Origin of the sequence: Bradyrhizobium sp. CCBAU 11386, from assembly GCF_028128955.1 — a bacterium.
In the GTDB taxonomy this organism is placed as follows: Bacteria; Pseudomonadota; Alphaproteobacteria; order Rhizobiales; family Xanthobacteraceae; genus Bradyrhizobium.
Genome location: NZ_LBKA01000034.1, coordinates 18,408 through 44,228 on the forward strand (window position 1 = coordinate 18,408; position 25,821 = coordinate 44,228).

Here is a 25,821-nt window from a genome sequence, read left to right on the forward strand (position 1 = left end):
CTGGCCGTCAGAAATGTTCGGGTGGTGGCGAGGAAGCCTTGGGGATCGGACGCGGCAGCAGTTCAAGCGGGCTCGTCGCTGCGCAAACCTTGTTGGTGGCGATCCGCAGATATTGAGCGGTCGTTGACAGGCTGCGATGGCCGAGCAGGAGCTGGATGGTGCGGAGATCGGTTCCAGCTTCGAGCAGGTGCACCGCAAATGCGTGCCGCAGGGAATGAGGTGTTACCGGCTTGGAGAGTTTCGACATCCGATGTGCCTGGCGGCAGGTGGCATCCACGGCGCTTGTCGATATCGGTTCTCCAGCAACGGCACCGGGAAACATCCATGTTCCGGTTGGTCGCACGGCGCGCCAATAGTCCGTCAGCACCTCCAGCAACCTGGCCGACAGCATGACGTAGCGGTCTTTCTGTCCCTTGCCCTGCTCGACGCGCAGCACCATGCGCTGGCGATCGATAGCCTCAGGCTTCAGCCGGGTCGCCTCGGAAATACGTAGGCCGGCGGCATAGCATGTCGTCAGGATCGCCTGGTGTTTGAAGCTCTCGATGCAGCCAAGGAAGTGCAGCACCTCCTCGGGGCTGAGAATGACGGCCAGTGTCTTTGGCGCCTTTGGGCACGGAATGATCCGGTCGAAATCCCAATCGAGGCCGAGCGTGACGCGGTAGAGAAATCGAAGCGCTGCGACGGTCACTTGCACCGAGCGCGGCGCCAGCTTCTTCTCGTTCGTCAAATAGACCTGGTAGGCGTGGATATCCTCCGGGCCGAGCAAAGCCGGCGATTTAGCGAAATGCCGAGCGAACTGCGAAACCTGCAGCAAATACGAATCCTGCGTGTGTCGCGACAGGTTGCGGACCTGCATATCTTCCATCATGCGTAACCGAAGCGAGGTCATAGCGAACTCCTTGACAAGAGGGACGCTGCGCGCGGGCAGCAACACCATCTTGTCAGGGGCAAGCGCTGATGAAATCGGGTGGATTACGTCGCTGTGCGGGTGGTGCCCGGTCAGTCAGAGACACGGGCTGGCTTCAAGGGGGATACGCCGCACTCAACGCGGATACCCTCCCGCGGAGCTGGTTCGTCCAACCGTTCTTATGTGTCGGACGCGATTATGTGGCGGAGACGCCCTAACGCCAGCCAGGGCCGGCCAGGCCTGGATTCCTCCGTCACATAATATTTTCGTGCCTCTTGCGCGGACGCGGGATCCCCCTGCGCCGCAACGCCAGAGGGGCACAATGCTCGAGTTCTATTTTTCGTATCGCGGGGTGCTCAAGCGCCTTCGTAACGGAGCGCTCGGCGCCGAGATGGATCGCATCGCGGGGCACTTTTTCTCGCTCGGTTACAAGCAAACATCCGCTAAGCTCTATCTGAGCCGGATTGCGCGGTTCAGCCATTTTGCTGCAGCACACTGCGGTTCGGGGCCGATCGGCGAAGCTATCGTCGATTGCTATCTACACTCGTTCACCACGGACTCTCCGCGGATTGCGGCAGTGTCCGCGCTTCAACACGCGCGGCGAGTGGCGCCCGAACGATTCATTGCTTCGGCGCCCAGTGTAGTCGATGATCCGGACGCTCCGCTTTTGAGCTTCTTTTCGGACTATCTAAGCAGGGTACGAGGCCTTGAGCCAAGGTCCCGCGATGGCATTCTCTTGGGCGCGCGGCGCTTTCTGGATTGGCTCCGCCATCGCCACCCCGGCCAAGACCTCGAGACGGTGACGGCGGAGCATGTCCTTGCCGCCGTCGAGTATCGGCTGTCGCTCTCGGCGACCTCCGCCACTCGCACGGCGGCGACCTCTTACATTCGAACGTTTCTCCGCTTTCTGCATTGGGCTGGCCACCACGAGCAGGATCTGGCCCGCGTCGTACCCGCGCATGTCGGTGTGCCCGGGCGATCCAGACCCTGACGCCGCTCGGGATCGGGATCATCGCCGTCTCAGAAGCTCAAGAGCCCGCTGCAGCGCCTCCGTGTCCACGCCCCGGTCAACGCGCTCGCGCCGCCGCCAAGCTCGATCTCGATAATGCCGGCCCTTGCACATTGCGCAGGCGGTGAAGACCCCGGTTGTGGCGCGCCACTCGAGATCGGAGCCGCCGCAGGCGTGATCTCAACCGGAAAAAGCACCGGCGCGGCATCCCCGCTCAACTTGCCTTCGCGCGCCAACCGGCGCCACGTGAACAATTGACTTGTCGACAGCCCGTTACGTCGTGCCGTAACCGACACCAGACGTCGCCCGCCATAGCTCTGCTGACGATCCGCTGCTTTTCTTCCAATGTCCAACGGCGTCGAGCGCCTGTCGAGACGACTTCAAGTCGGGAAACCTTCGAAATAGGCATCTGGTCAGTCGTCAGTCATGCGCCTATGTCTTCATCCTCCTTCAAACCGCACAAGGCGGTCCTGCCCGGCCTGCCCGGAGCGCCCACCCCGAGCTACAGGCCGCCTCCGTGGGCCCAAGAAATTGAACCTTCGCCGGCTCCGATGAGGGCATGCGGCTGCGATCTATACCTTGATCGCACGGCCAAGCTCCACGAGATCTATCCACAGGCTAGGCTCGCCGACGTGCTGGCCCGCCTGCCGGATCATCGCGCCAAGCGCATGTCCTGGGAATTGTCGACCTCAGAACGTCGCTCACGCCGCATAAGCGCGGACGACGTACCCCGCACGATGGACATAGGCCGACATTTCCGGACGCCCGAACCGTCATGACAGGCTTCTCATCCTGGAAGCGCGCACTCTCTACGACAACTCCACGCGGCACCCGAAAGGAGCGCTGGAGTTTTTGCTGCATGGCGCTGATTCTTCCCCAATCAATGCGCTGGAGATCCCTCGGGCCCGAACGAGATCTGGTCCGGGCCTGGGAAGCCATACGCCATCAGTTTACCGAGCCGGCAGCGGCCCGGCCAGAGACACAGGCCCAATGTGGTTTGTCTTCAAGCAACTTCCCGGCGGCCTGGGATGCAGCCATCGCGCAACTAATCCCTACTTGATCAAATGCAAAGACGATATCTTTGGTTTGATACTTCAGCTTATCCGCTGCGCGGAGCACCCCTTCGGCACCATTTTGAAACGTGGCGTTCAACGTCCAGTAGTCTTGATTCGCGACAACAAACGTGTGGAATGCCTTCCTGATATCCCAACCAGAGCGTTTCGATAGGATACAAAACACCTTGTTATAAATTCCACTAGAATAGTGAACCTCCAGTCCATCGTAGTATTTGGAGACGTGGTCTATAGACACGCCATCCTGTGGCGGGTCGCACATATATCGCAAGGACGTGCCAGCTTTTTGGGTAACATCCGCCCCCACGGTCAAGTCAGGCCCCGATCTTCCGAATGTATCGCCATACTTCTGGAAGTAATAGGACTCGGCAGCCTCTCCTGCCATGTCGGAAAACGACTCATTCATTCCACCTGACTGGTACTGATATTCGAGGTTCGAATTCTGCTCTGTGAAACCATGCGACACTTCATGGGCAACAACATCCAAGCTCACGAGAGGATAGAACATCGTTTTCCCATCGCCAAGCGTCACTGAGCTGCCACTCCAAAATGCGCCGTCCTTATTCTTGGAGTAGTGTACGCGCAAATGCAGTTTCTGCTTCAAAGGACTGACGCCGTACCAGTCCCTATACATGTCCACAACAACCTTCCCGAAAAATTGGGCATCATTGAGCGGTGAGAACGCGCCATTGATATCATCCCCTGCGTTGTTGTAACACCTAAACGCAAAAGGCTCGTTCGTACCTTCGTCAGAGAAGTTCATGTGCTCGGTGAAAACATCTGGGCTATCCATTTGACAGATGCTGCCCTGCTCGTTCACTTCGAAGGGCGGAACGGTTTCGCTTCCATAGGTGTATTGGCCAGTCTTGGCATTTCCGCCAGGCCCCGTTCCTTTTTGGGCGTGTTGTAGGTTTTCATAGGAACTCACCGTTTCGCCTGTGATAGCGTCGATAAACAACACAGGACGTGTCGGGCGTGGAGCTGCTGTTCCGTCCCGGACAGTTGTAAAGAACGACGTGCGGTACACAAGCCGGACCTCGCCATTCTTTTGAACGAGATACACGAGATCGGCCTCTTCATTTTTGTAGCTGCTCCCGCGAAGCGTAGGAGCAGAGGAGAGCACAATCTCCTTAGCTTTTTGAAGCGCCTGCTGTTTGGTGATCTTGGCGGTCAGGGCCGGACCTAGATCGTAGGCGGCAGTTCCGCTTAAGGCAACAATTCTCGTGCCATCAGCAGATCTCTCGGCAACGATCTGCGGGCCCCACACGGGAATTCCGTTGTGCTGCTGCTCAAGGCGGAGGGTGGCGCCGGAACGGTTAGGCAGCGCCTTAAGCGACGAAGAAGTATCGAGTTCGAGTAATCCGGCAACGGAGGCCTCAGGTGATCTTCCTTGAGCTATTTCACCTAGGGGACCGGTTTGAGGTACAACCTTGTTCACCTCACGAATCTCGGCGGCGGTAGCTGACCCTAGCGAGGCACTCAATACAAAGCACGCCAGTGCGTGGATACGGTTATGACGCATGACACTGTCCTCAAGCTCGATTAATCGCTTCGCTGCGCTGAAAGTAGCGAACGTAATTGCTGCGATCTGGCTCAACCTGCATATTCATTGTCATCTCCCCCTTCATCAGTTGCGATAGCTCTCACGACCATCGACGCCTTTTGCTGTTTCGATCACAAACTCAATTGCAAGCTTGGCGAAGCGCGCGGCTTTTGTTGCATCCAACTTGGAGACCACGTCCTCCGAAGTGTGAATGTATGGATTGATACCTTCGAGCGGAGCCTCGAAAGGCCAGGCTGCGCGGATGCCATTTCTCGTCCACGAGGCATGATCAGAGCATGCGTAGCAGCCCTTAGTTTCACCGTGCGTGATCGCATGAGCACCAGAATGGTTGTATTCCTTTAGGAGCTTAGTGAGAAAACCATTTAGTTCGGGGCTGGTGTAATCATCGTTCACCAGGTAGATGTCCCGGGGGGACCGGTCGGCATTGAAGCCGGTCATGTCAAGCTGCAAGGCCGCAATTACCTTTTGCCCTTCTTTGCTGTATCTGTCCGCGATTTCTGCGGAACCTCGGAGCCCTACCTCTTCTGCCGAGTAGGCCATAAACTTAATGGTCCGCTGCGGTTTGAATCCCGTTTCCATCAGCACACGAAGCGCCTCTGTGACGACCGCGACTCCGGATGCGTCGTCGTCAGCACCAGGCGCGTTCTCTTTGGGGTTCTCTTTATTCTTATTAATTGAGTCGATATGCGCGCCAATCACCACTATTTCATCCGGCAGGGACGCGCCTCGGATTGTTCCGATAACCGAGTTCTGAACCCAGCCGTGCGAAAATAGCGCGACTGTGAAGTCTGGACGCTCCTGTCCCATGCTCTCCCATTCTCTACGAACAAACTCAGCCGCTTCTTGCCCTTTGGACGTTTCGAAGTGTCGCGTCCCGAAACCTTGGAGCATTGTGATCGTGCTGAGGATCTTATCGCCCTTAACCCGATCAAGGGCTCGGCTCACGATACTCTGCTGATCAAGCGTCTCCGGAAGGGAAGCTAAGTAGCGAAATCCGGGCTTGTAAGCTGGGTTGTCCACCTCCTTGAGGGCTGCCTCGCGCGACGCGTGAACAGTGAAGCCGCCGCAGCGTGGGCATGCGCTGCGCATCCAATTAGAAAACCTGTCTAAGTCTTTCTCAGCGATGTCAGCAACGGACATGCCGTTGATCACTTGAAACGTGGGAGCAACGAGATCGTCAGCAACTGATTGGCGGCTCGCAAGAGACCGCTGCGCGGCAGCTGCCGCATTGTCGCCAGTGACAACCCAAAGCCTTGAGGATTGTGCATAAGTACGGGGACTGCCCACCAGCAACATGGCTAAAGCAGTTAGAATTGTCTTCGAGCAACTCATTCTTTTCATGCCTACTCCTTTTCGCCGACGCATGAGCATGCCGATGACGCAACCGCGCTACGCACGGTTTGCGGCGGCTGCCGGACAACCAGTCGTCCAGCGATGACTCGCGGCCGGTCCGCTTGAGGTTGATGTCCTTTGCGAGAATTGCTGTGGTCGTGCGAACAGAGCAAGCGGCGTGCCAAATCGAAATTCCAACATTACGCGTGCTTCGTAGCATCTGGGTGCGTCGAAGCTCGATATTGGGCTAACCTGACAATCGGCACGGCTAGTGACCGACATTCGTTGCAGCGTTAGCGACGAAATTGCGACTATTCAGATACTGTGCAATCGGTGCCGCTGAGCGCACCGAGTTGCAGGACCGGCAGCCCGGCCATGGGGATCCGCGCCATCAAGTTCTGTTGAAATGGAGAACCAAGCTAGCCTTGGCGCCATTCTCAAGGTCCCGCAAGTAGCCAGCTTTGTGCTCGTGTTGGATCGTTCAGAACGAGCCGCGCTCACGGCGGGTTGCGCCAGCAGCAACTGAACGCCGGCGAGCGCTTTGTAATGGCCGGGCGGGCAGTTGTGAGAGGCCTTGTCCTGCTCAGCCGCCCGAATTGCTGCTACTAATTGAAACAGGACCGCTCGCATGAGAGCAGGCCTAATCAAAAACCTAGTCGAACTCGGACGGCTGCCAGCGTTGCCGTAGCGACGCGGATCATATTCTCACTGCGGCATATTCCGCTTGTGGCAGGGGGATCCACTCGAGACCTAGCCAAGACCTCGTTGCAAATGCGCGTGCGATCAATAGATGATCCCCGCAGATGGGGCTGCCAGCGCTACATTCTCCGGACGTGCCGCTTGCGGGGAGGAGTATGAAAATTGTAATGCGGCACTGCCGATGGCCTGGATCGCCGTCGTTGTCGAGGGGGACTCAATCGAGACGAAACTATTCCTTTCCGCCGCGGCCCAGGATCTGCAGAGCGGTCGAGTGAATGTGTCGCTGATACCGAATCCTCGTCGGGACTGCCCTTGTTCGGTCAAACCAGGGATGCCGACCTGCGGTTAGCTGGTTTGTGTGTGACGAAACCGCCGGTCACCCTCCGAGGCGAATGACGACTACGCATTCCCACGCCGCTGCTGTGCGCGGGGTACCGTCACCCAGCCTTTGACCGTAGGCGACCGCTGCAAGCAGTGTCCCGCCTCAGTCATTGCATGCCGGTTGCGGCCCGGCTAAGCTCGTAGCGTGCCTATGTGCATCGCAATTACATTCTCATTTGCCGAACCGAGTTCAGGTGGCAACGCGCACCGTCTGGCCACCCCGGTGCTCGGAAGCTGGATCGCCGCGGTCGATCTTGGTGGCCAGCCCCGCTCGCATTGTGAGCCGCCGCTCCGTGTCGTCATGCCGCCCCCTTCATGACAGACTTGACTAACACTATTTGCTACGCGCTGCTGCTGTTCGCGTGTGGCTGGCTGATCTGGACCGATCTCCGCCATGGCATCATCCCTGATTGGATCAACGGCTTGATCGCAGCGCTGGGACTTGCGAGGACGTTTGCAATGGAGGGGGCTCTTGGTCCACTGATCGCGGGCAGCCAAGGCCTGATAATCGCTGCCCTGCTCCTGCTGCTGAGAGTACTCTACTTCCGTTGGCGCAGCATACAAGGGCTCGGCCTTGGTGACGTCAAGTTCCTGGCCGCCGCTACGCTTTGGACTGGACTATTCGACTTGCCGATTCTGTTGCTTGCCGCAAGCGTCGCGGCGCTGTTCGTCGTACTCTGTCTCCATGTTGTCGGGCAAGGCGTCACCGCACGAACGTCGATCCCGTTCGGACCATTTCTGGTCGTTGGCCTACTCGTCGTGCTTGCTGTGCAGACAAGTTTTGCAAGTATCCCTTTCTAAACTATCAATTTATTGGATGGTTTTTTCCCGCCAGGCAGAATACGTCGGACATTCACGGCGCGACAACAACGCGCCGTGCTGCCTCGCCTACAACCGCTCTGGCGCAAGAGAGGTCACATAATGACGAAAATTGATGTCAACGGCGATTGCGGCATTCTGAAGGTGTTTTAGAGATCCCGAGCAACAACATGCTCACGACTAGCTCCTGGACCTTGACGAATTAGCACGCTTACCGGAAATCTGATCGAGAACGTCGTCACGGCACAGGCGAGTCGAAATCGCTGGGCGCTCGGGCATTGAATCCATGCAGCGGAGAAGCGTGCAAAGGCAACACGCATTCATTCCGCGACTTCGTAGATTGACAATAAGACGGAACACAGGCGTTGTTTGGGAGGACCGGATGTTGGATCGGACCACTACTGCAGTTGTCGAGGTCCCAGCTCCTGTTCGGCGGTCGTCGAGTTCAAGGGTGATAGCTGGATCTCTCCCTCACTTCCTTTTCCAGGCTGGGGCATAGACATGATCGCCTTCTTGGAGGGGTTTTCCAACATCACCTCGCGAGCACGCACCTCGCGTAGGACCCAGCCATCATGCTGTTCGCCGACCCTCATCCGAAGCGACAACTTGCTGGACTGATCGATGAAGATCCCGAAGCTCTCGAGCCCTCCTACAACGGTTCCAACCAGCGAGAGCGCCGGCTTCTCCGGTCTCTTGGAGGACAGCGGAGGCACGGGCACAGCGGCAATGGGCGTCGACACGGGAAGAACCAGCGCCCGTCGTGAGGGCGAGAAGATGGGACGATCGCGGGTAGCGGATAGCCGGGTCAACGGAATCCCCCACAAGGGATTGGCACTGGATGCGGCCTCTTTCGGCGCCGGCACCGAATTGACGGTCAATAGCGAGGGCTCAGGCTTGTCGACTCCTGCCCCACCCTCCCGCTGCCCTATCGAACCAGTGTCCGTCACTTCCTCGCTTTTCACAGCCGCTATGGCCGCGCAGACCGACAGGTTTGTTATGGCTAATACGACGGCGGCCAACCGGATCATTTGATAGGACGCATCATTTGCGTTCCTGCCATTGGCCCGATACCGTCAGCGAAACGCGCAGCTTTCCTGGCGGGGTGGTCGTGACGGTCAAGAACGTCTCGACCAAGAGTTGCTCCACAAAGAGGAATGGAAGACCGGCTTCCAGATCATAGAGCAGTTGCTGTAAGGCTGGTTGTTCGATCTCGCAACTCGTCACTACACTAATGAAGCCTGCTTTCGAATGGTTACCCTGCAGTTCGACCTCGGTCGACAGAACGTTGCCCCCAGTTTTTGTGACGGCGCCCACCACCCTTTGCACCAGTGCAGCGCCTGCAAGGGTCACAGTCTTTCCTTCGAGAAAGGCCGAGCCGCCAGGCCCGGTCAGATTAGGCTCGCCGCGGCGATCTGGCCGAACCGCTCGTCCCTCGAACTGAGCCAATAGCTCTCCAGCGTCGTGGAGCTGGTCGTATCGCGCAAGTAGATCGGTGATGGCGCTTGCGATTACCCAGAGGAAAGCGAGAACTACGATACCATAGCCTGACGCGGCTGCGGCAGGTGATGACCGAAATGCCACCTGAAAGAGAGCGGATCCCCTCATGTGCTTCCCCTGAAATAGGCATTCACATGAACCTCGATGTGAAACCGCTCGCCGGGCTCGTTTGATGATCTGGTTGTCGGCGCGAAAAATGCGGCTCGGCTGAACTGCGGCGACTGCTCGATCAGCTGGATCAGCGTCGGGGCGTCCTGAGTCAGACCAACCAGTTGCAGCCGATCGCCCTCGACACGCAGTTTGGTGACATAGGTACCATCGGGCAGGATGCTCGAAAGATGATCCAGAACCACCACCGTCGCTGGCGTAGTCTGCTTACGCCGAGCGAGCAGCGCGTCGGCAGTTGATGCAGCGTCGCTCGGATCGCTCTTGACTGCTGCCCGCTGACGCGCGATCGTGCTGCGCAGTTCTTGCAATGCTCCGTCTGCTTTGGTGCTGAGCACCATGGTTATTATCAGCACCAATGCAGTCGCAGTCCCAGCGCCGAGCAGAAAAAACTTCAGGAGTTTCGCGAGGTCTCGGCGACCGGAGATTGCCGAACGAAGACCTGCGCTGAAAAGCGTAATCGGTTGCAAGGACAACTCGCTGTGAGTATGGATCGCGACTGTGGCAGCTCCGACATGATCCGCGAACTGGACCAGCGGCTCTACCGTGGCACGCGACACCGCCGCTAAAATGAGGCCGATGCGTTCCTTGGGTGCCGACTGAGGCTCACTAAAACCAAAGAGCGCCTGTTCGGCACTCCAGGGCGTTAGTCGATCGATCTGTGAACGGATCATTCCATTTAGAAATGGTTCTGCCTGCTTTGGAAAGTCGAGCTGCCGAACCAGAACTTGGTTTGGGGCGAGGTAAATGTCCATTACGCACCCGCGCAGTACCCCAATCCAGTTGCTTGGCAGGGTATGGTCGCCGGCCAGCCGAACTTGGGCATTCTCTGGCCGCAGCTTGCGTGCGGAGTGCTGCAGCAGCTGTAGCGTCAGCCCGTCCGCTCCGTTGTGCCAAGCGCTTACCCGCCGGCGCCGGTGGACACGGTTCGCGATCGCTTCAAGAGCGCTAGCCACCGCGGCACACCACGCGTTAAGCGCCGTTTCGATGTCACTTGCCATCTTCATGCCCCACGGCGCGCGCCGCGCGCGTCGTGTGTTTGCGCGCCCTCGTCCTCGTGCGACAGAACTCGATAAGGCAATTTCCCTTCGCCCAATTCAATTACGACCACCGACGACCGCCGCCGACCATCGGCTGCCTCTAATGACACACGCAACCTCCACGCGTTGCTCTTGCCCGCGATGACCCTGGCACTTGCGGGTACCAGCGCCTGCCCAATAGCAGCCGGGTCGGCGGATAACGAGTCTCGTGACGCGAGGAAATCCTTCAGGATTAGCGGCGTCATTCCCGGAACTGAAGCGACCACCTCCGCCGGGGCGGCCAAGATGTCTATCCCAGGCGAGCCGCTGAAGACGGTGACAAACGGCATCACTCGGTCAAGCAACCAGGACGGCGGCCCCAGCACCAGCGGTAGCTCGTCGACATGGACGAAGGGGGCCAGCCTCGGACCATATTTACGTCCCGCCGCTGCATAAAGCGCCTCTTCCGATCGCGCAGCCGCCTTATCCACCGGCTTGGTACGCCACGATACCACCCTATCGGCGTAATCCTGCGCCGCTTCGGCGTCTGCGCCAAGGATATTGAAGAGATTGGCGATCATCTCCTTCGGCGCGGCATTGAGATCGACTCGGGCGGCCTCGGTTAGGAACGAGACCGCCACAACGTCCCCGCCGATCCGGATGCTGAATCCACCGCGCCTTGGCCGCTCCTCATTTTTAGCCATGAGCAACTGATAAGCCGCTAGCTCAACGCCGGCAGCGACCAACGCTTCTGCTTGCAAGGCGTCATCATCAATCCGCAAGACTCGCGCCGAGTTCGAAAGGTACTGTGAGAATACCACGATGAGCGCGGCCAAGGCTGCTAGAAACCACAGCACCGCCACCAGGATGAAGCCATCCCGAGGGCCAGCCTTGCGTGACGATTGCCCTTTCGATTGCAACATTAATCGCTCCGCGCGCCACCGAAAGCGGCCTTCGGACCCTGCTGTGGCTCGTCCGACCTCGAGCTAACGCAGTCCCTCTCGCCTTCAATACATCCCGCAACCGGAGCATCGACATGAATCCGGGCCACCCTCGACATTATGGCTAATCCGCCCCGACTACGATCGAGAATAGTCAAGCGAACGGCAGTAGGAAGCCGACCCGCCTCATGCCAATCCGACCACCAAGCGAGGCTCGCATCCGCATAGGCAAAGGACAGTCGGAAGGGAGGAGTAAGCAGCACCACTCGATCGGCGAAATGCAGAGTTTCGGAAAGTGAAACGCCGACGGGCAAAGGTGTGAAAGGGGTTCGCGAGCGCACGAGCGCAACATCGGGTCCGTTAGAAGTTTCGCCAATCTGGACGATGTCAAGGCCAGGCTCGACATTCGGTCCAATCGCCTTGCGAACAAACGTCACCCCCAGCTCTCCCCCTTCAAACAGCGGCCGCGTCTGGTCGCGATTTGACGGGACAAACTCCGCTGCAGAAAGATCGTTGGCTATTCGGCGCAGGGCCAAACCGAGCATCTCCGCACGTTGAACACGATTGACGCCGCGATTCCACGCCGGAAACCATTGCGACGTCATCGTCGCGAGCACCGACATCACGAGCCCCGCGACAGCAAGCGCAGCCAGGGCCTCGATCAGGGTGAAACCGGCCCGCTCCTCACGATATTCTGATGCCGCACACATCAGCCTGCAGTCCGCGCCAGTCGCACTGTGCGCACATCGACGACGGCGCCCGATGCCGAACGGAGACGCAGCTCGACCATGCGAGGAATCCAGCCCGCCTGACCGGCGGCGACGTCCCAACCCGTCCCGATCGGCGCAACCAGAACAGTCCACTCGCCAGAGGCGGACGCACCGCGCAATGTACCGGGTAGCAACCGATCACGGCCTGGAACCGCGGTGACAAGAGCCGCGCTCGCCTCTTGGATGACTGCGACCCTCTCCTCGATCTTACGAACGGCACGCATATTGGTTGATACGACCGTGCCAATTAACCCAAGTGACAGGCTGAGCACCGCGAGCGCGACTAGCATCTCTATCAGAGTGAAGCCAGCGTCACTCTCTTCAGCCATTGATGAGGGAACGAGAGACAACCTCAATCCTCCCAGTCAGCCAGTCGATCCTGATCTCGAGACGCAGGTCAGCCCGCCAGAGTGCAATCGCACCACCGCAGGACAGGCCGTCGGGAAAGAAACTGATCGTCGATAAGACCGGACGTTGGTTGCAGCTGCGTGGCAATATCGCCTCGAATTCGACGTCGTCCGGCACCTGGACAGCAGCGGAGCTGGCCCCCGAACGAATCGCCCGGCCTCGCGGATCAACCAGAGTATCCACCCTGACGCCACCGCCGACCGACATCGCCCGGTCAGCTTTCAGGATCGAGGCGGCCGCAAGAGCATAGGCCTGCAGCCTTGCCTTGGAGGTCTGCCGCGGCACGAACGGCAATAGCACGGCTACGATCATTCCGGTGATCGCGAGCATGCAAACCACCTCCAGCAATGTGAAGCCGCGTTGACCATCACTCATTGCGTGCACTCGTCTGCGCACCGAGCATAATGTCGGCAGCCGTACCGCTACCTCCCTCCTGACCGTCGGCGCCAAAGGATATGATCTCGTATGGGCCGCGCTCGCCGGGGGAGCGATAAACATAAGGCGTATTCCAGGGATCGACGGGGATCGCGCCACCTCTCAGGTACGGGCCATTCCAGGCCGTAATGCCGGCGGGCTGGCTCGCCAAGGCGCGTAACCCTTCTGATGCCGTGGGATAACGACCCGCATCCAGATAAAAGAGGTCCAGTGCGCTCGCGAAGCTCTGCAACTGGATCTTGGCTGCCTTGACCTTGGACTCCCCGAGATAATTGAGGACCCTTGGTCCGATCAGCCCCATGATCAGGCCGATGATGGTGATCACAACCAGCATCTCGGCCAATGTAAATCCGCGCTCGCCTTCGGAGACCTCCACTGGAATACGCCATATAAGTCTCGATTGGTATGCACGACGTTCCGCGACCGGCTGGCATTCTGTTGTCATGCTGATCTCCTCTGCGCTTCGTCAGTCGACGAGCTGCGTGACGGAAAGCAGCGCCGTCATGACCGAAACGATCAGGCCTCCGACGACAATACTGATTGTCAGTATTGCGGCTGGCCCGACCATTCCCAAGACACGATCAAGGCTGCGCTGGAGTTTCGCCTCATAGAATTCCGCGATGCGGCCGGCCAGCACCGGCAATTCGCCGGTCTCCTCGCCCAGCCGTAGCATGCGAACCGCCATGGGCGGGAGCACGTTGGACTCTGCAAGCGCTTGCGACAGCTTGCCGCCGTACCGAACGCGATCAGCCGCTTCGATCCACGGGGCAGGAGACGAGGTTACGGACATCACGTCGACGAGAATGCGCTGCGTTGCGGTGAGATTAACGCCACACCCCAACAACAGTCCCAAGTTCCGACAGAACAGGCTCGTGCGGTGGAAGACGAAGATTCTGCCAATTCCAGGCAGCGTTGCAAGCGCAGCAACGATCGAAGCACGCACCTTCGTCTGCCGCATGAGCCACCAGCCCCCGGCCAGGACGAACGCGCCTGAGATCAGCAGCAAAGCGCGGTTAGCTCGCATCAGATCAGAGGCTTCCATGAAGAAGCCAAGTGCCGGGTCAGCGCGGCCGCCGAAATCGCGCAGCACTGATGAAAACTGTGGCAACACAGCCAGAATGAAGAACAGCATAACGCAGCCCGCTGCAAGCAACACGAAAATCGGATAATGCATGGCATCACTGAGCTTCCGCCGAGTTGCCTCAGCCCGATCACGCTCCGCGGCCAGAATCTCAAGGACTTGGCTGAGCGTACCAGAGGCTTCACCGACCTTCATGAGTGCGCCATACATTGACGGAAACAGATCAGGTTGCGCGGAAACTGCATCGGTAAAACTTTCGCCGCCAAGCACGGCCAACCTCAATCGTGCAATCACCGGCCGCAGCCGGCCAACATCGCAATCGCCTGACAGCAGATCAAGAGCGTCATCAAGGCGCGCTCCTGCCTTCAGAAGCAGCGCAAGGTCGCGCGTGAAACTCGTGACCTCGGCGTATGAAGGACGGTTAGGCCAGAATCCGCGGCGAAATACCGACGCGGAACGGGCCTCCTCCACGGCTTCAATCGGTAGCAGATGCAGAGATGAAATCCGGCGCTCGGCCTCTGCTTGCGTCGATGCCACCAACGAGCCGGCAACGATCTCTCCGAACTGAGTCAATGCTCGATAGCGGAAACTTGGCATAATCCTGATTCAGCGTGCAGCAACAACACGAAGAATTTCAACCGGCGCTGTGATTGCAGCTCGGCATTTAGCAATCCCATCGTCCAGCATCGTCGTCATCCCCCCGCCGATCGCCGCCTGATCGATTGCCAGCCCATCGGCATTATCGGCGATCAGCTCACGCAAACCGCTGCTGAGTTCGAGGAGTTCAAATACTCCGATCCGACCGCGATAACCGCTGTGGCTGCAGCGTGCGCAGCCCCGCGGCTGCCACATGATTTCCCCTGCAGATAGTCCGAGGCGGCTCACTCTTGTGTCCTGGCTCTGTTCATCCTCGCCGAACGGTACCGGCGCCTTGCAGTGCTCGCAGAGTTGTCGCACCAGCCGCTGTGCGATAACGCCACGCAAAGTCGATCGCAAAAGATAGCCTTCCACACCGAGATCAAGCAGTCGCGGCACGGCCGCCACGGCCGTTTCGGCGTGCAGCGTCGTGAGCACAAGATGTCCCGTGAGCGCGGCATGGACGGCAACATTCGCCGTTTCCGGATCCCGGACTTCACCGACCATGATCACGTCGGGATCCTGACGAACAAAGGAGCGGAGTGCACTCGCGAAAGTAAGCCCGATGGCAGGCTTGATTTGCGACTGATTGATTCCGGGGATGTCGTATTCCACGGGGTCCTCGACCGTCAGGATTTTCCGTTCTGGCACATTAAGCATGGACATTATGGTTGCGAGAGTTGTCGTTTTGCCGCTGCCAGTCGGCCCTGTGACCACGATCATGCCGTGCGGAGCCGTGATCAGCCTGCGCAGAACAGCCTCATCGCGCTCGGAAAGGCCAAGACGGTCTACTGCAAGCTGGGAGCGGTCCTTCGGCAGAAGACGCAGAACCGCGGACTCGCCATACTGCGTCGGCATGATAGCGACACGCACGTCGATCTCGCGGCCGACCCGAATTCGCGCAGCTCCATCTTGCGGCAGACGTCGCTCCGCGATGTTCAATCCAGCAATGATCTTGATGCGAGAGATGACTGCCTGGGGCAGCACACCCGCTGGCGGCTGAATGGCACGAAGCAGCCCATCGATTCGCAGCCGAACCGTAAGGCCCATTGAGAACGGCTCGACATGAATGTCACTAGCGCGCATCTCGAGGGCTTTTTCGATCAGATCATTGACCGCGCGCACGACGGGCGCGCCGCTTGCCAGGTCGCGCAGACTTTCGATGTCGTCGTCGCGCAGCTGCTGAACGGCGGACTGCCCCCTCTCTTCAGCAGCCCCGAGCTTCTGATCGAGAAGGATAGTAATGTCCTCTATCGAAGCTACCTTAAATGAGGTCGGCACCCCGAATACCAGCTCCGCGGCTCTACGCGAGGGCTGGTCGGTGGGATCCGCCATGGCAAAGACAGGTGTGCCGTCCGAAAGGCGGTGAGGAAACGCGACCACTTCGCGAAGAAAGGCTGGCGAAAACTGATCGATTGCAGGAGCGGCCGCCATCATTTCCTGCAGCGTAATACGCTCGAGACCAGAAAAGCGGGCGGCTTCGTCGGCAAATGACTCTGCCGATAAGTCAAACATCTCCCAAGTTCTCGTCGGCCGATCACCGGTTTGAGCGTCGCCCTCCAGGTGTGCCGAACACATCCGCCGGAGATGCTCGATGAATTGCATTGACGACGTGCCGCACATAACATGATCCGCTCGCGCCCTGGGTCGGCATAGGACCCGAGGCGACTCGTCAAACATCTCTGGCAAGTCACATGCCAAATTGTGAGAGACGCCGACATCGGCTCGCAGTGTTGTTTAGGCAGATCGTCCGCCGGGGAGCCGCGCGCTTCGTCGGCTGGAATGCGCTAGTGTTCGACTCCGAACAAGAAGGGGAACGAAGCCTACAATCCGCGAGCTCCGTCGCGAGCGCGACATATCAGATAGGCGCCATGTCGCCCCTGCAGATTGGTACAGTCCTTGCTGAAGACTTAAAGCTGGAGCGAGCCTGAGACTCTGACCGATTGGGCAATTTGACTTGGGCCGCTCCGCCGAAAGCGACAGAGGGGAGAATGACCCAGAGCACGAGACGAAAGATTGATGCGGCTGATGGGGCTGCAGAGACATGCGATGGAGGGCAATCTGACGCAGCGCTATTAGCTGCATCCGGGGCAACGAACCCAGCAACTTCTGGAGCCGGTGGCCCGCACATTCAAGAGCGGCAGCGGCGAGTACGGCGCAGCAATCATGGAAAGCCGCTGGTCGCAGGCACTGCCAGTTGCTCCGTCTTGTCCGCTCAAGCGCCTATGGGCCGCCACCCGCCGCTAACCAGGCGACGATCCGGCGCTGATGCGGCGGATCGATGAACGTTCACGAGTTACCACGATTACTCCAGCACGACGTCCGTGGCGCTGGCGCTGAGCCTAGAACGATCCCGGTGACCCCGGCCGGCGAGTGAGGCGCGTGGTCAAACCAGCTCAAACATGAAACGCTATCCGCACGAGGACCGTCGTTTGGAGAGACGTTGAGTTTCACCAACCCGCCGGTCGCGAGCGCCAACGACACTCTTCCTATAGCGGCACTTGGATATGTGGGCCTGGGGCGCTTGGCCACTCAAACGGTACGAGATAATGACTGCGACGAACTACACCGCAAACTGGGCACTCGCCGCAACGTTGAGCTCTTCTTGCCATTGCGCCTCTTCAGGGTCGCGATCCGGCTCTTCAGTAACGTCGATGTGGGCGGGGCGACTTCAAGCGCATCAAATACTGCAACGGGCAAACGAGTCATCCATTCCACCTCACTTCGAAGAAGACGCGGGCGGGCAACCGATAAAAGGATGAGTCAGCTGGACATAAGCGATCGAACGCGTGCTCCGACAAGATAACCTTGGTGGCGAGATTACCCATCCTCCGCGGAATGGGCTTCAGCTTCAAACGATTGGCTATCGACATGGAAGTGGTTAATCGCGGCGCATCGGCGCACCCACGTTGCTGGCTTTCGTGCGCGGGACAGTAAATCTGCCGCGGAGCTCCAAGCCACATCCATCACTAGCCTAAGTGGATCGCAATCCAGTGAGTCTTCCAGTAAGTCGAAGTCAGTGCGGTGGAGTCGCGCGCAAGGTACTGCTTGTCGCGGCAATGCTTCTGTTCGCTTCATGTAGCATCGTCACGAACGGCGCACCCACGACAGCACCCGCTGATTTGGACGTCCTCGACAAGGTCCGATCGCTCGACATCCTTCCGCGCAGCGAACAGCCGATCGCGTCTTTCCAAGCGTCGCCTAACTCAGACGGTGTGGCAAGCAGCACCTACTCGGGTTCAGAGGTCTTCGAAGCCACGGAGGTGCGGCGGCAGCAGACCCCAAATGGTCCCGGCTACGATCTGAACTTCGAGAACGCGCCTGTCGCCACCGTGCTAAAGGTGATGCTCGGGGACACTCTCGGTCTCGGCTATACCATCGATCCACGCGAGCAGGCCACAGTCAGCCTGGTGTCCGCGCGACCGGTGCCCAGATCTGACATCGTTTTCGTGCTCGAGAGCGCGCTGCGACTTTCCGGCCTTGCGCTGGTACGCGATACGGGCGGATACAAAGTCACTCCCCTCGGCAATGCCACTGGAGCAGGCCACGTCGATGCCGATGCTCGTCGTTCCGAAGCCGGCTATGGTGTGTCAGTGGTACCGCTGCAATATGTTGCAGCGAAAACCATCCTCAAGTTGATGGACAGCTTTGCAACCCGCGCCGGAAGCGTACGTGCGGACCCCACGCGAAACCTGCTTCTGATCCAGGGGACCGGACCCGAGCGGCGAACGGCCGTCGAAACTGCCCTGAGCTTTGATGTCGACTGGATGAAAGGCCAATCGGTAGGCATTTATCCCATTCACAATTCCGCGCCAGAGCCTCTGATCGCAGAGCTCGAGAGTATCCTGGATTCCGGCGACAACGGGCTCAGTCATGACCTTGTGAAGCTTCAAGTCGTCTCCAGGTTGAACGCCATCATGGTCGTAACGCGCAAGCCGCCGTTGCTCCAGACCGTAGCGACTTGGATCCATCGGCTCGATCGGGCAGACTCAGCTCAAACCGGCGTTCGTGTCTATCGTGTCCGCTATAGTGACGCCCGCTACTTGGCCAAGGTGCTGAACCAGATGTTCGTCGGCAGCGCCTCGACGTCGATCGACATCGGCGATAAGGAGGCCGCTCGCACGACTTCGGCTGCCGAACGGCTGTCTGCGGATACATCCGCGCCGTCCCCCAGCCTGTCCACCCCCGCGTCGGGCGGCAACGGCGTAAGTAACACCTTCCCATCAGGCTTGAATTCGTCGAACGGAACGGATGCCAGCGGTGGACTTGACACACCAACCGGTGGTCGACCGCCGGTCATGCCCAACGTACGGATCACCCCTGATATCGTGAGTAACTCTGTCTTGATCTATGCCAGTCGCGAAAACTATCGGATTATCAGTTCCACCTTAAAGCAGCTCGATCAACCCGTGCTGCAGGTCGGCATCGAGGCGACGATCGCGGAGGTAAAGCTCACCAACGAGTTGAGTTACGGGGTCCAGAGCTATCTGACCAGCAAGCAGCTTGGATTGAAGACCGACCAGGGTTCTATTCTTAACTCGACCAGCGGTGCGGTGAGTAAGGCAGCGAACGCGCTGCTAAATCGCGCAGTTCCGGGATTCAACTTCCTGATCGGATCGGAGTCACAGCCGGCCATTATTCTCGATGCGCTACACGGGGTGACCAGCGTCAATGTGTTGTCCAATCCTTCACTCGTCGTCACCAACAACCAGCCCGCAACCCTTCAGGTCGGCGATGTCGTTCCGGTCCAGACTAGCAAAACGAGTTATCCATCGCAAAACGGCACCGTGGTTAATACTATCGACTACCGCAACACCGGCATTATTCTTCGCGTTGTGCCGCGTATCACCACAAGTGGACACGTCAGTCTCGAGATCGAACAGGAGATCAGCCAGGTATCCTCGGCCGGTTCATCCGAGCTTACGCCGACCGTGTCCCAGCGCAGGGTGAAGAGCGCGGTCTCTGTGACAAACGGCCAAACCGTGGTGCTGGCCGGACTGATCAGTGAAGACCACAAGGGAGATCGCAGCGGCATTCCGCTACTTGACGAGATTCCCGGTCTTGGCGATGTGTTTTCACACCAGCGCAAAAAGGGGCAGAGGACGGAGTTGATCATCTTCATCCGACCCCAGATCATCCAGACCGGCAGCGATGCGCATCAGCTGGCAGAGGAGCTACGTTCGAAGCTTCGCGGTGCAGTCGGCGCGAGCATTACAGATGACCTGCGTGTCCGCAATGTCCGCTGATCATTCTCATATCCCGCTGTTGGCTCGACGCGACATCATCCGGTTTGTGCTGGCGCAAATGATGGCTCTGCTTGTCGCGTTGGCGCCAGCACGCGCAGACGCCATTGCATCGGCAAGGAGCGCCTACGCACATGGGGACTATCAGAAGGCGGTCCGGCAGCTCACCCCACTTGCTTTACGCGGCGACGCGCAAGCACAGGCGACGCTTGGTTTCATGTACGAAAACGGCTTCGGCGCACCAAAAGCCTACAATGCTGCAGTCGGCCTATATATTCAGGCCGCAAATGCCGGAATTCCATTTGCCCAGGCGATGCTCGGCCTGATGTATGACAAAGGCCATGGTGTTCGGCGGGATGTCGTTCTCGCCTACAAATGGATGAATATTGCGGCAGCTCAGGCCCGCAGCGCTCAAAGGAATTATTTTCTCCGCTTGCGCAACGCGATTGCTTCCAAAATGTCGATGAATCAGATCGCACAGGGGCAGGCATGCGCGCTGGCGTGGACACCAAATCCATGGTCAGGCCGGACGCGCAGCTCCCCCTCGCAGTTCTCGAAGGGCGAAGCGGCGCGGCGGGTTATTCGTTCAAGAGGCGCTCGCGGTGGTACAACCGGGACGCCTTAGCTGACCCAACAGCGAAGGCGTCGCGCTCTCCAGCCGTAAAGGTCTTCTGCGGCGATGGGGGTGATTGCCGGTTTCGTGCGGATGCCGTGCCACGGTCCCAGCCAATGCTACCAAGCATAGCTCAGAAAGTGTCATTCGTGGCGCATCGTTCCAAACGCTGGTCGCCGGCCCTGAGACGGCCTCGAAATGCTCGAGCCGCGTCGTCGGAATCATGGAACTGCTCCGGAACCATTGCTGGAGCAGAGACGCCAGCCGGTGACGCAGCGGGAGAGGAAGTCACGGCTTTTATCGAACGTGATGCCAAGTAAAAGACCTCGATGGCGCCTAAACGAGAACCGCGCAGCCCCACTGGAGTTCGGAGCTGCCGGATCGCGGCGGCCCTTCGGTGTGAAGAACAGGCACTGCCTGTTCCGTGCCCGCCAGTGTTGTCGCAAACGCGCCATTGCATGGGAGCACAACGACGGAGCCACCCGACAAATTGCAGCGCGTTCCTTTATTCATCCCTGCTGACGATTGCCGCGATCCGTTCAAGGTTTGAATGGGGCTGCAGCAGACAGGCATTTTTATTGCACTCAACGCCCTGAGCTCGACATGTGGAGCGCCGGGGCGCGTGGCCGGCCACCTCAAGCTAGACGACATGTAGAGAACGTGGAATGCGTGCGCGACTTAGCTGGTTGAAATGTTCGGGCCAGCGATCGCGATCGAGACGGATCGAGGATGGCCAGGCAATTTACTGGGAAGAAGCTGGAGCCGGTCCTCCTTGCGGCAGACGAACGCTTGACCGGCCGCGGCGTGTTGGGCGCAACCATCGGCAATATTCTCGAATTCTACGACTTCGGGACCTATAGCTTTTTCGCGATCCAGATCGGTCAGGCGTTCTTCCCGGCGGGCGACCCGTTCGCCAGCCTCATGCTATCACTCGCGACGTTTGGCGCGGGTTTTGTGACCAGGCCGATCGGGGCCATCGTGCTCGGCTCGTACTCGGATCGGGTCGGCCGCCGGCCCGCGATGACCGCCAGCTTTGCAATGATGAGCGCCGCGATTCTTGTGTTGGCGGTTACACCCTCGCACGAGACGATAGGAGTTGCCGCTCCGTTGCTGGTCATTTTCGCACGTTTGGTGCAGGGCTTCGCGCTGGGCGGTGAGGTTGGCCCGACGACCGCCTATTTGATGGAAGCGGCCCCGCCTGAAAGGCGCGGTCTTGCTGTCTCGTTTCAGCCTGCCAGCCAACAGATCGCTGCAACTGCCGGAGCGTTGATTGGAGAAATACTCTCTCTCACCATGACAAGCGAGGCACTCAATGCGTACGGATGGCGGATCGCGCTCTTGCTCGGCGCCGCTACGCTGCCGTTCGGGCTTTGGCTGCGAAGCACCCTACCCGAAACGTTGCACCGCCCCGAAGTCCCGGCTCCCGTTGTCCAGCCTGCAAAGAGATCGCCTGCCGCTCGCCGCATCATGAGCTTGGGATTCATCATCTTGGCTAGCTGCACGATTATCACCTACATCACGGGATATATGACCACCTATGCGCTGAACACCCTGCAGGTTTCTGCGCCACTCGCCTTTGCGACCACCCTCATCAGCAATACGGTAGGAATTGCTGCCGCACTGCTGGGCGGATGGCTCGCGGATCGGGCCGGACGCCGGCACATCATGATATGGCCGCAGATCACCGCGTTTCTGATGACCTATCCAGTTTTCTTGTGGATCGCAGAAACCCGCAGTGCCCTTGCACTTCTCGGAGGCCTCGGCGCGCTCACCCTCATCGGAACGATTCCCTATAGCGCCTTCTATGTGAGTATGGCCGAGGGTTTGCCCAAGAACATTCGCGGTGGCGCGTTCGCGACGATTTACGCTTTTGCGATAGCGATCTTTGGAGGCACCGCTCAACCAGTCGTCGCCTGGCTCACCCAAGTTACCGGGAACGCGCTGGCGCCCGCCTGGTACATGCTTGTCGCTAGCGCGGCGGGGCTCTGTGCCATGCTTATGATGCCCGAGACCGCACCGCTCAAAATTCAGAGCGCTGTGAATAATCAAAGCCCGCCATAGGGCTGGACAATGTGATCACGGGTCCCCTTCCGGCGGATATCGCGCGCCGCCTCACGCGGTGCAGCAAGAATGTAGGTCGCCGCCTTTGATGCAAACGGTCGCGCGGCCGTCGAGAGCACCGACAGCATGGATGGCTCAGAGAGCGCCCAAGTAGTGCAGGCGTGCGGTGCTCGAAGGTCCTGCTAACCTTGGGTACGAGGTCTCCAAGGGAATGGCGCCTCCTGGGTCCAGAACGGCCACATCATCCTGCGTAATGCGGCCAATCCTGGCTATGGAGTAGAGCTCCTGGGCGGATCGAGATCGAATCTCCTCAGGTGGGAGCTGTGAGCATCGGCAGCTCGGCCGAAGTTCGCGATGAGAACCGTGACCGCGACATGGAGGCGATCTGGTGCGGCGAGTTCGATGGAGGGCATTGGTCGCTAAAGCCGGCGGGAACGTTGCGATGGATTTTGCAAGGCCGGCCGGCGAATTTCCCTCTGAAGATCGTCTTTGATCTGGGTGTAAGCCACGACGCGGCGGATGCCGAAAGGTCATATCGAGCACTACCACTCAACCGCCACAATTAAGCATTTTCAAGAAACCCAGCCACCGGCCTAAAGAGAAAAACATCTCGCAGGTGCTGGCGAAGATCACACTGCCCAAAGTATCTTTTTTGCGCAGTCGAGAGCTTCTGTGGCGGCTCTTTAATAGCCGCTCCTTGTAAAGGTGACTCTTCTATTGCGCCGCATACAAATTCAGGATTCGGTCTATCAATCTGAAGGATGGCTTCGACGACGTCCTGTCGACCCCTGATTGAAGCGAGTTGGACGAAGGCGTCTGATCGATCGGAGCGGGCGCTAGGATTTCATCTGCACTCGTTGACAAATTATAAATGCCTGTGCGAACGCCAGCTTGCTTGTGATCAGTTCGTCGTCGGCGTTACTTCATCATCGCTTCAATTTCTGCACGAAAAGCTTGGCGCGAGGCGTCTCGTGAATAGAACATGTGACCGCCCGGAAAGACGACAAGATTGACGCGCGGTGTAGAGGCAAATGGCGGCAATTGATCGAGCACGATCTGTGATCCGAAATACGGCGTGGCGAGGTCAAAAAAGCCGTGCGCGACCAGCAATTTCATCTTCCGGTCCGTTGCCAGGATCTGGCGCAACTCCAAAAGTGACTCCGGCGGGCTGGGGCCGAAGTTCCAAGCCTGACCGACCGTGCCGTTGACCAGCTCATAGGAGCCGTCCGGCCGCCAGTTAAGCTTGCGCGTAATGAGATCGACAGTGGCGCTGGTCAAAGGCGCCAACAGCGTATCGCTCGAGGGATCGCCGGAAAGGTGGAAATCGGACTCTGGATATGGATCAAGGCCACGCACCGAGGCGTCATAATTGCCGATTAACTTGCCGTTCTTACGGTCGAATTCACGGCGGAACTCGGCGAGGTTGAAGCGGCCCGCAAGCCTACGACTGACCGCTTGGTCGATGCCGGTAAGCGCTGCGGCCTTGTCGGCCAGACGCGCGGTCGCTTCCTTGTCCGCCTGGCCTTTAAGGAGATCGACCAGAAACTCCCCGCGTGCATAAGCTTCCACGTCGGCGAGATCGGTTCGGTTTACCGGACCTGCGGCTTCACGAAGGGTCGCGACATAGCTTGGCAGCCTTGCGACGTATTGCAGCAGGCTCGTGCGGGCAAACTGGCTGTAGTCGAACAGTGGCGACACCATGATCAGGCCGTTGATGCCTATCCCCTGCCGCATCTGCAACTGGTGGACAACCTTTGGCCCGCGAATGCCGCCATAGCTTTCACCCGCAATGTACTTCGGCGACAATAGCCGGTCATGCTTTTCGAGCCAGCGGCGGACCACCAGCGCTAGCGCGTTGACGTCGCCCTCAACGGAATAGAGCAGCTTGCGCGCATCCTCGCCGGTCCCCACGAACCGGCTATAGCCGGTGCCTACGGGGTCGAGAAACACCAGATCGGTAAAATCCAGCCAAGTTTCCGCGTTTGGCCTCACCGCCGGAAGCGTTGATGGCGTGACCTCGTCAGCATTGATCGGCAGCCGCCAGGGTCCAGCATTGCCGAGCTGCAACCAGGCCGATGATGAGCCCGGTCCACCGTTGAAGAAGAATGTTACCGGCCGCGTGCCGCGATCGGTGCCGTCAAGCTGATAGGAGGTATAGACGATGTCGGCCTGCGGCTCGCCCTTGCCGTCGAACAGGCGGATAGAGCCGGCGGTCGCGACGAAAGAAAGCGTCCGCCCAGGGAGCTCAAGCGTGTGCTTGGTGCTGGAGTCCGGCGGCAAGCGATGCTGCTCGGCTGCCGGCGGCATACTCGACGGTTGGCCGGCGCCACCCTTCTGGCCGACCGGCGTCATGACTTGGCAGGCGGCGGCGCATCTGCGGCCCGTGCGCTTCCCATTACCCCGCAGGCAAACAGGATCAGCGCAAGAGAGGTGCGGCACGGTGCGGCCAACTGCATCGAGTTTCTCCTGTCCCGGCGCGCGCTTTGATGCGCGAGGCGTGTCTGTCAAAAGGGCCTCAATCACTAGCTCATGCCGGGGAACAACAAACCTACTGGATTCAGTAGTAGTCACTATCGCCGGGTGCCCTATCACTCACGGCGTTAAACCCGCCAGTCCAAACCGTCAGCTTCAGCAAATGCTGCCTACGGAGGGCACAATATTATCGAGGGCCGCTTTTGCTGGCTCAAGGATTTCCATAGCGTTGCAACTCGCTACGACAAATTTGCGAGAAACTTCTTGGCATCCGTGTACCTCGCCGCCATTGTCACCTAGTGGACCAATTAAGTCTGAACCTAGTTAGTTCGGCTTTGCCAAGAACGAGTTGATCGCGTCAGCACCTTGTCACAGCGCTAGGATTGCCGTGCCCATGTCTGCATTCGCAGCAGCCGCGATCTTCCATGCGATCGCCGCGGTCATGCCCAAACTCTCGTACCACCAGGCGCCTCAGTCGGCGTATTTACCATCTGGGCAACCGTTTGCTCGCCGACCTGGGGCGTCTGCCAATCCAGCGCCAGGTCGTGCCAGACGTAGTCGGGGTCGAACGCGCCCAAAATATTGATCCTCCAGGATCGTGTTAGAACTGGAAAGTTCATTGCAACGCGCATGACATCTCCCCCAGTCATGCTCCACGAGATCAATCGGTTGCGCCACCTTCCCGAGTTCGCCCAC

Annotated in this window: 20 protein-coding genes and 3 pseudogenes; 8 read left to right on the plus strand and 15 right to left on the minus strand. The window is 59.0% G+C overall.

Annotated features, from left to right (window positions below):
• Positions 1-7: 7 nt before the first annotated feature.
• Complete coding sequence (locus tag XI09_RS07930) at positions 8-889, minus strand: tyrosine-type recombinase/integrase (protein WP_172648948.1); 882 nt, start codon at positions 887-889, stop codon at positions 8-10.
• 340 nt (positions 890-1,229) lie between these two features.
• Here XI09_RS07930 and XI09_RS07935 point away from each other — a divergent pair, with 340 nt between their 5' ends.
• Positions 1,230-1,898, plus strand: coding sequence for a hypothetical protein (locus XI09_RS07935; RefSeq protein WP_271566367.1), 669 nt, complete (start codon positions 1,230-1,232; stop codon positions 1,896-1,898).
• Between the two features lie 29 nt (positions 1,899-1,927).
• Here XI09_RS07935 and XI09_RS46035 read toward each other — a convergent pair whose 3' ends face one another.
• A complete protein-coding gene (locus XI09_RS46035) occupies positions 1,928-2,212 on the minus strand; it encodes a transposase (protein WP_442869548.1) in 285 nt (94 codons plus the stop codon).
• A 221-nt stretch (positions 2,213-2,433) separates the two neighbouring features.
• Here XI09_RS46035 and XI09_RS46040 point away from each other — a divergent pair.
• A pseudogene (locus XI09_RS46040) lies at positions 2,434-2,695 on the plus strand (transposase domain-containing protein); the annotation flags it as partial.
• 166 nt (positions 2,696-2,861) lie between these two features.
• Here XI09_RS46040 and XI09_RS07940 read toward each other — a convergent pair.
• Together XI09_RS07940 and XI09_RS07945 are read right to left on the minus strand one after the other, a co-directional pair.
• Positions 2,862-4,586, minus strand: coding sequence for a M4 family metallopeptidase (locus XI09_RS07940; protein ID WP_271566368.1), 1,725 nt, complete (start codon positions 4,584-4,586; stop codon positions 2,862-2,864).
• 30 nt (positions 4,587-4,616) lie between these two features.
• Complete coding sequence (locus XI09_RS07945) at positions 4,617-5,894, minus strand: M20/M25/M40 family metallo-hydrolase (protein WP_271566369.1); 1,278 nt, start codon at positions 5,892-5,894, stop codon at positions 4,617-4,619.
• A 1,386-nt stretch (positions 5,895-7,280) separates the two neighbouring features.
• Here XI09_RS07945 and XI09_RS07950 point away from each other — a divergent pair.
• A complete protein-coding gene (locus XI09_RS07950) occupies positions 7,281-7,766 on the plus strand; it encodes a prepilin peptidase (RefSeq protein ID WP_161533271.1) in 486 nt (161 codons plus the stop codon).
• Between the two features lie 416 nt (positions 7,767-8,182).
• On the opposite strand, the gene XI09_RS07955 is transcribed toward XI09_RS07950, so the two are convergent.
• Genes XI09_RS07955 through XI09_RS08000 form a run of 10 tightly spaced genes read right to left on the minus strand, consistent with a single transcriptional unit; the run spans position 8,183 to position 16,359 of the window.
• Entirely contained in the window at positions 8,183-8,812 is a 630-nt protein-coding gene (locus XI09_RS07955; RefSeq protein WP_271566370.1) for a general secretion pathway protein GspN, read from the minus strand.
• Positions 8,813-8,825: 13 nt separating this feature from the next.
• A complete protein-coding gene (gene gspM / locus XI09_RS07960) occupies positions 8,826-9,389 on the minus strand; it encodes a type II secretion system protein GspM (protein ID WP_271566371.1) in 564 nt (187 codons plus the stop codon).
• Positions 9,386-10,447: a PilN domain-containing protein gene (locus XI09_RS07965; RefSeq protein WP_246740484.1), complete on the minus strand. Its 1,062-nt coding sequence runs from the start codon at positions 10,445-10,447 to the stop codon at positions 9,386-9,388. The genes gspM and XI09_RS07965 overlap by 4 nt, the downstream gene beginning before the upstream one ends.
• A 2-nt stretch (positions 10,448-10,449) precedes the next feature.
• Positions 10,450-11,388, minus strand: coding sequence for a general secretion pathway protein GspK (locus XI09_RS07970; protein WP_161533267.1), 939 nt, complete (start codon positions 11,386-11,388; stop codon positions 10,450-10,452).
• Positions 11,388-12,116, minus strand: a complete 729-nt coding sequence (locus tag XI09_RS07975) for a PulJ/GspJ family protein (protein WP_271566372.1) — start codon at positions 12,114-12,116, stop codon at positions 11,388-11,390. Before XI09_RS07975 ends, XI09_RS07970 begins: the two co-directional genes overlap by 1 nt.
• Complete coding sequence (locus tag XI09_RS07980; RefSeq protein WP_271566373.1) at positions 12,116-12,526, minus strand: PulJ/GspJ family protein; 411 nt, start codon at positions 12,524-12,526, stop codon at positions 12,116-12,118. The genes XI09_RS07975 and XI09_RS07980 overlap by 1 nt, the downstream gene beginning before the upstream one ends.
• Positions 12,498-12,959 (minus strand): prepilin-type N-terminal cleavage/methylation domain-containing protein, encoded by a 462-nt coding sequence (locus XI09_RS07985; RefSeq protein WP_161533264.1) that lies wholly within the window; start codon positions 12,957-12,959, stop codon positions 12,498-12,500. The genes XI09_RS07980 and XI09_RS07985 overlap by 29 nt, the downstream gene beginning before the upstream one ends.
• A complete protein-coding gene (gene gspG, locus XI09_RS07990; protein WP_161533263.1) occupies positions 12,952-13,464 on the minus strand; it encodes a type II secretion system major pseudopilin GspG in 513 nt (170 codons plus the stop codon). The genes XI09_RS07985 and gspG overlap by 8 nt, the downstream gene beginning before the upstream one ends.
• Positions 13,465-13,485: 21 nt before the next feature.
• Complete coding sequence (locus tag XI09_RS07995) at positions 13,486-14,697, minus strand: type II secretion system F family protein (RefSeq protein WP_161533262.1); 1,212 nt, start codon at positions 14,695-14,697, stop codon at positions 13,486-13,488.
• A 9-nt stretch (positions 14,698-14,706) separates the two neighbouring features.
• Entirely contained in the window at positions 14,707-16,359 is a 1,653-nt protein-coding gene (locus XI09_RS08000; protein WP_161533261.1) for a GspE/PulE family protein, read from the minus strand.
• Between the two features lie 1,499 nt (positions 16,360-17,858).
• Here XI09_RS08000 and gspD point away from each other — a divergent pair.
• From gspD to XI09_RS08020, 4 genes are all read left to right on the plus strand, one after another.
• Positions 17,859-19,982: a type II secretion system secretin GspD gene (gene gspD, locus XI09_RS08005; protein ID WP_333939052.1), complete on the plus strand. Its 2,124-nt coding sequence runs from the start codon at positions 17,859-17,861 to the stop codon at positions 19,980-19,982.
• A complete protein-coding gene (locus tag XI09_RS08010; protein WP_161533259.1) occupies positions 19,954-20,604 on the plus strand; it encodes a tetratricopeptide repeat protein in 651 nt (216 codons plus the stop codon). Before gspD ends, XI09_RS08010 begins: the two co-directional genes overlap by 29 nt.
• Positions 20,605-21,321: 717 nt before the next feature.
• On the plus strand, positions 21,322-22,653 hold the full coding sequence (locus tag XI09_RS08015) for an MFS transporter (protein ID WP_271566375.1): 1,332 nt from the start codon (positions 21,322-21,324) through the stop codon (positions 22,651-22,653).
• A gap of 323 nt (positions 22,654-22,976) precedes the next feature.
• Positions 22,977-23,219 (plus strand): hypothetical protein, encoded by a 243-nt coding sequence (locus XI09_RS08020; protein ID WP_271566376.1) that lies wholly within the window; start codon positions 22,977-22,979, stop codon positions 23,217-23,219.
• Positions 23,220-23,571: 352 nt separating this feature from the next.
• Here the strand turns inward: XI09_RS08020 and XI09_RS08025 are convergent.
• Positions 23,572-25,109 (minus strand): annotated as a pseudogene (locus tag XI09_RS08025) (S10 family peptidase).
• Between the two features lie 166 nt (positions 25,110-25,275).
• On the opposite strand from XI09_RS08025, the pseudogene XI09_RS08030 reads away from it, so the two are divergent.
• Positions 25,276-25,425: pseudogene (locus XI09_RS08030) on the plus strand (hypothetical protein); the annotation flags it as partial.
• Between the last annotated feature and the right edge of the window lie 396 nt (positions 25,426-25,821).

Bases quoted from the DNA above. Each gene is read 5' to 3' on its own strand.
- XI09_RS07930 (WP_172648948.1), bottom strand. From the start codon at position 889: ATGACCTCGCTTCGGTTACGCATGATGGAAGATATGCAGGTCCGCAAC.
- XI09_RS07935 (WP_271566367.1), top strand. From the start codon at position 1,230: ATGCTCGAGTTCTATTTTTCGTATCGCGGGGTGCTCAAGCGCCTTCGT.
- XI09_RS07945 (WP_271566369.1), bottom strand. From the start codon at position 5,894: ATGAAAAGAATGAGTTGCTCGAAGACAATTCTAACTGCTTTAGCCATG.
- XI09_RS07950 (WP_161533271.1), top strand. From the start codon at position 7,281: ATGACAGACTTGACTAACACTATTTGCTACGCGCTGCTGCTGTTCGCG.
- XI09_RS07955 (WP_271566370.1), bottom strand. From the start codon at position 8,812: ATGATCCGGTTGGCCGCCGTCGTATTAGCCATAACAAACCTGTCGGTC.
- gspM (WP_271566371.1), bottom strand. From the start codon at position 9,389: ATGAGGGGATCCGCTCTCTTTCAGGTGGCATTTCGGTCATCACCTGCC.
- XI09_RS07965 (WP_246740484.1), bottom strand. From the start codon at position 10,447: ATGGCAAGTGACATCGAAACGGCGCTTAACGCGTGGTGTGCCGCGGTG.
- XI09_RS07970 (WP_161533267.1), bottom strand. From the start codon at position 11,388: ATGTTGCAATCGAAAGGGCAATCGTCACGCAAGGCTGGCCCTCGGGAT.
- XI09_RS07975 (WP_271566372.1), bottom strand. From the start codon at position 12,116: ATGTGTGCGGCATCAGAATATCGTGAGGAGCGGGCCGGTTTCACCCTG.
- XI09_RS07985 (WP_161533264.1), bottom strand. From the start codon at position 12,959: ATGAGTGATGGTCAACGCGGCTTCACATTGCTGGAGGTGGTTTGCATG.
- gspG (WP_161533263.1), bottom strand. From the start codon at position 13,464: ATGACAACAGAATGCCAGCCGGTCGCGGAACGTCGTGCATACCAATCG.
- XI09_RS07995 (WP_161533262.1), bottom strand. From the start codon at position 14,697: ATGCCAAGTTTCCGCTATCGAGCATTGACTCAGTTCGGAGAGATCGTT.
- XI09_RS08000 (WP_161533261.1), bottom strand. From the start codon at position 16,359: ATGTGCGGCACGTCGTCAATGCAATTCATCGAGCATCTCCGGCGGATG.
- XI09_RS08010 (WP_161533259.1), top strand. From the start codon at position 19,954: ATGACCTGCGTGTCCGCAATGTCCGCTGATCATTCTCATATCCCGCTG.
- XI09_RS08015 (WP_271566375.1), top strand. From the start codon at position 21,322: ATGGCCAGGCAATTTACTGGGAAGAAGCTGGAGCCGGTCCTCCTTGCG.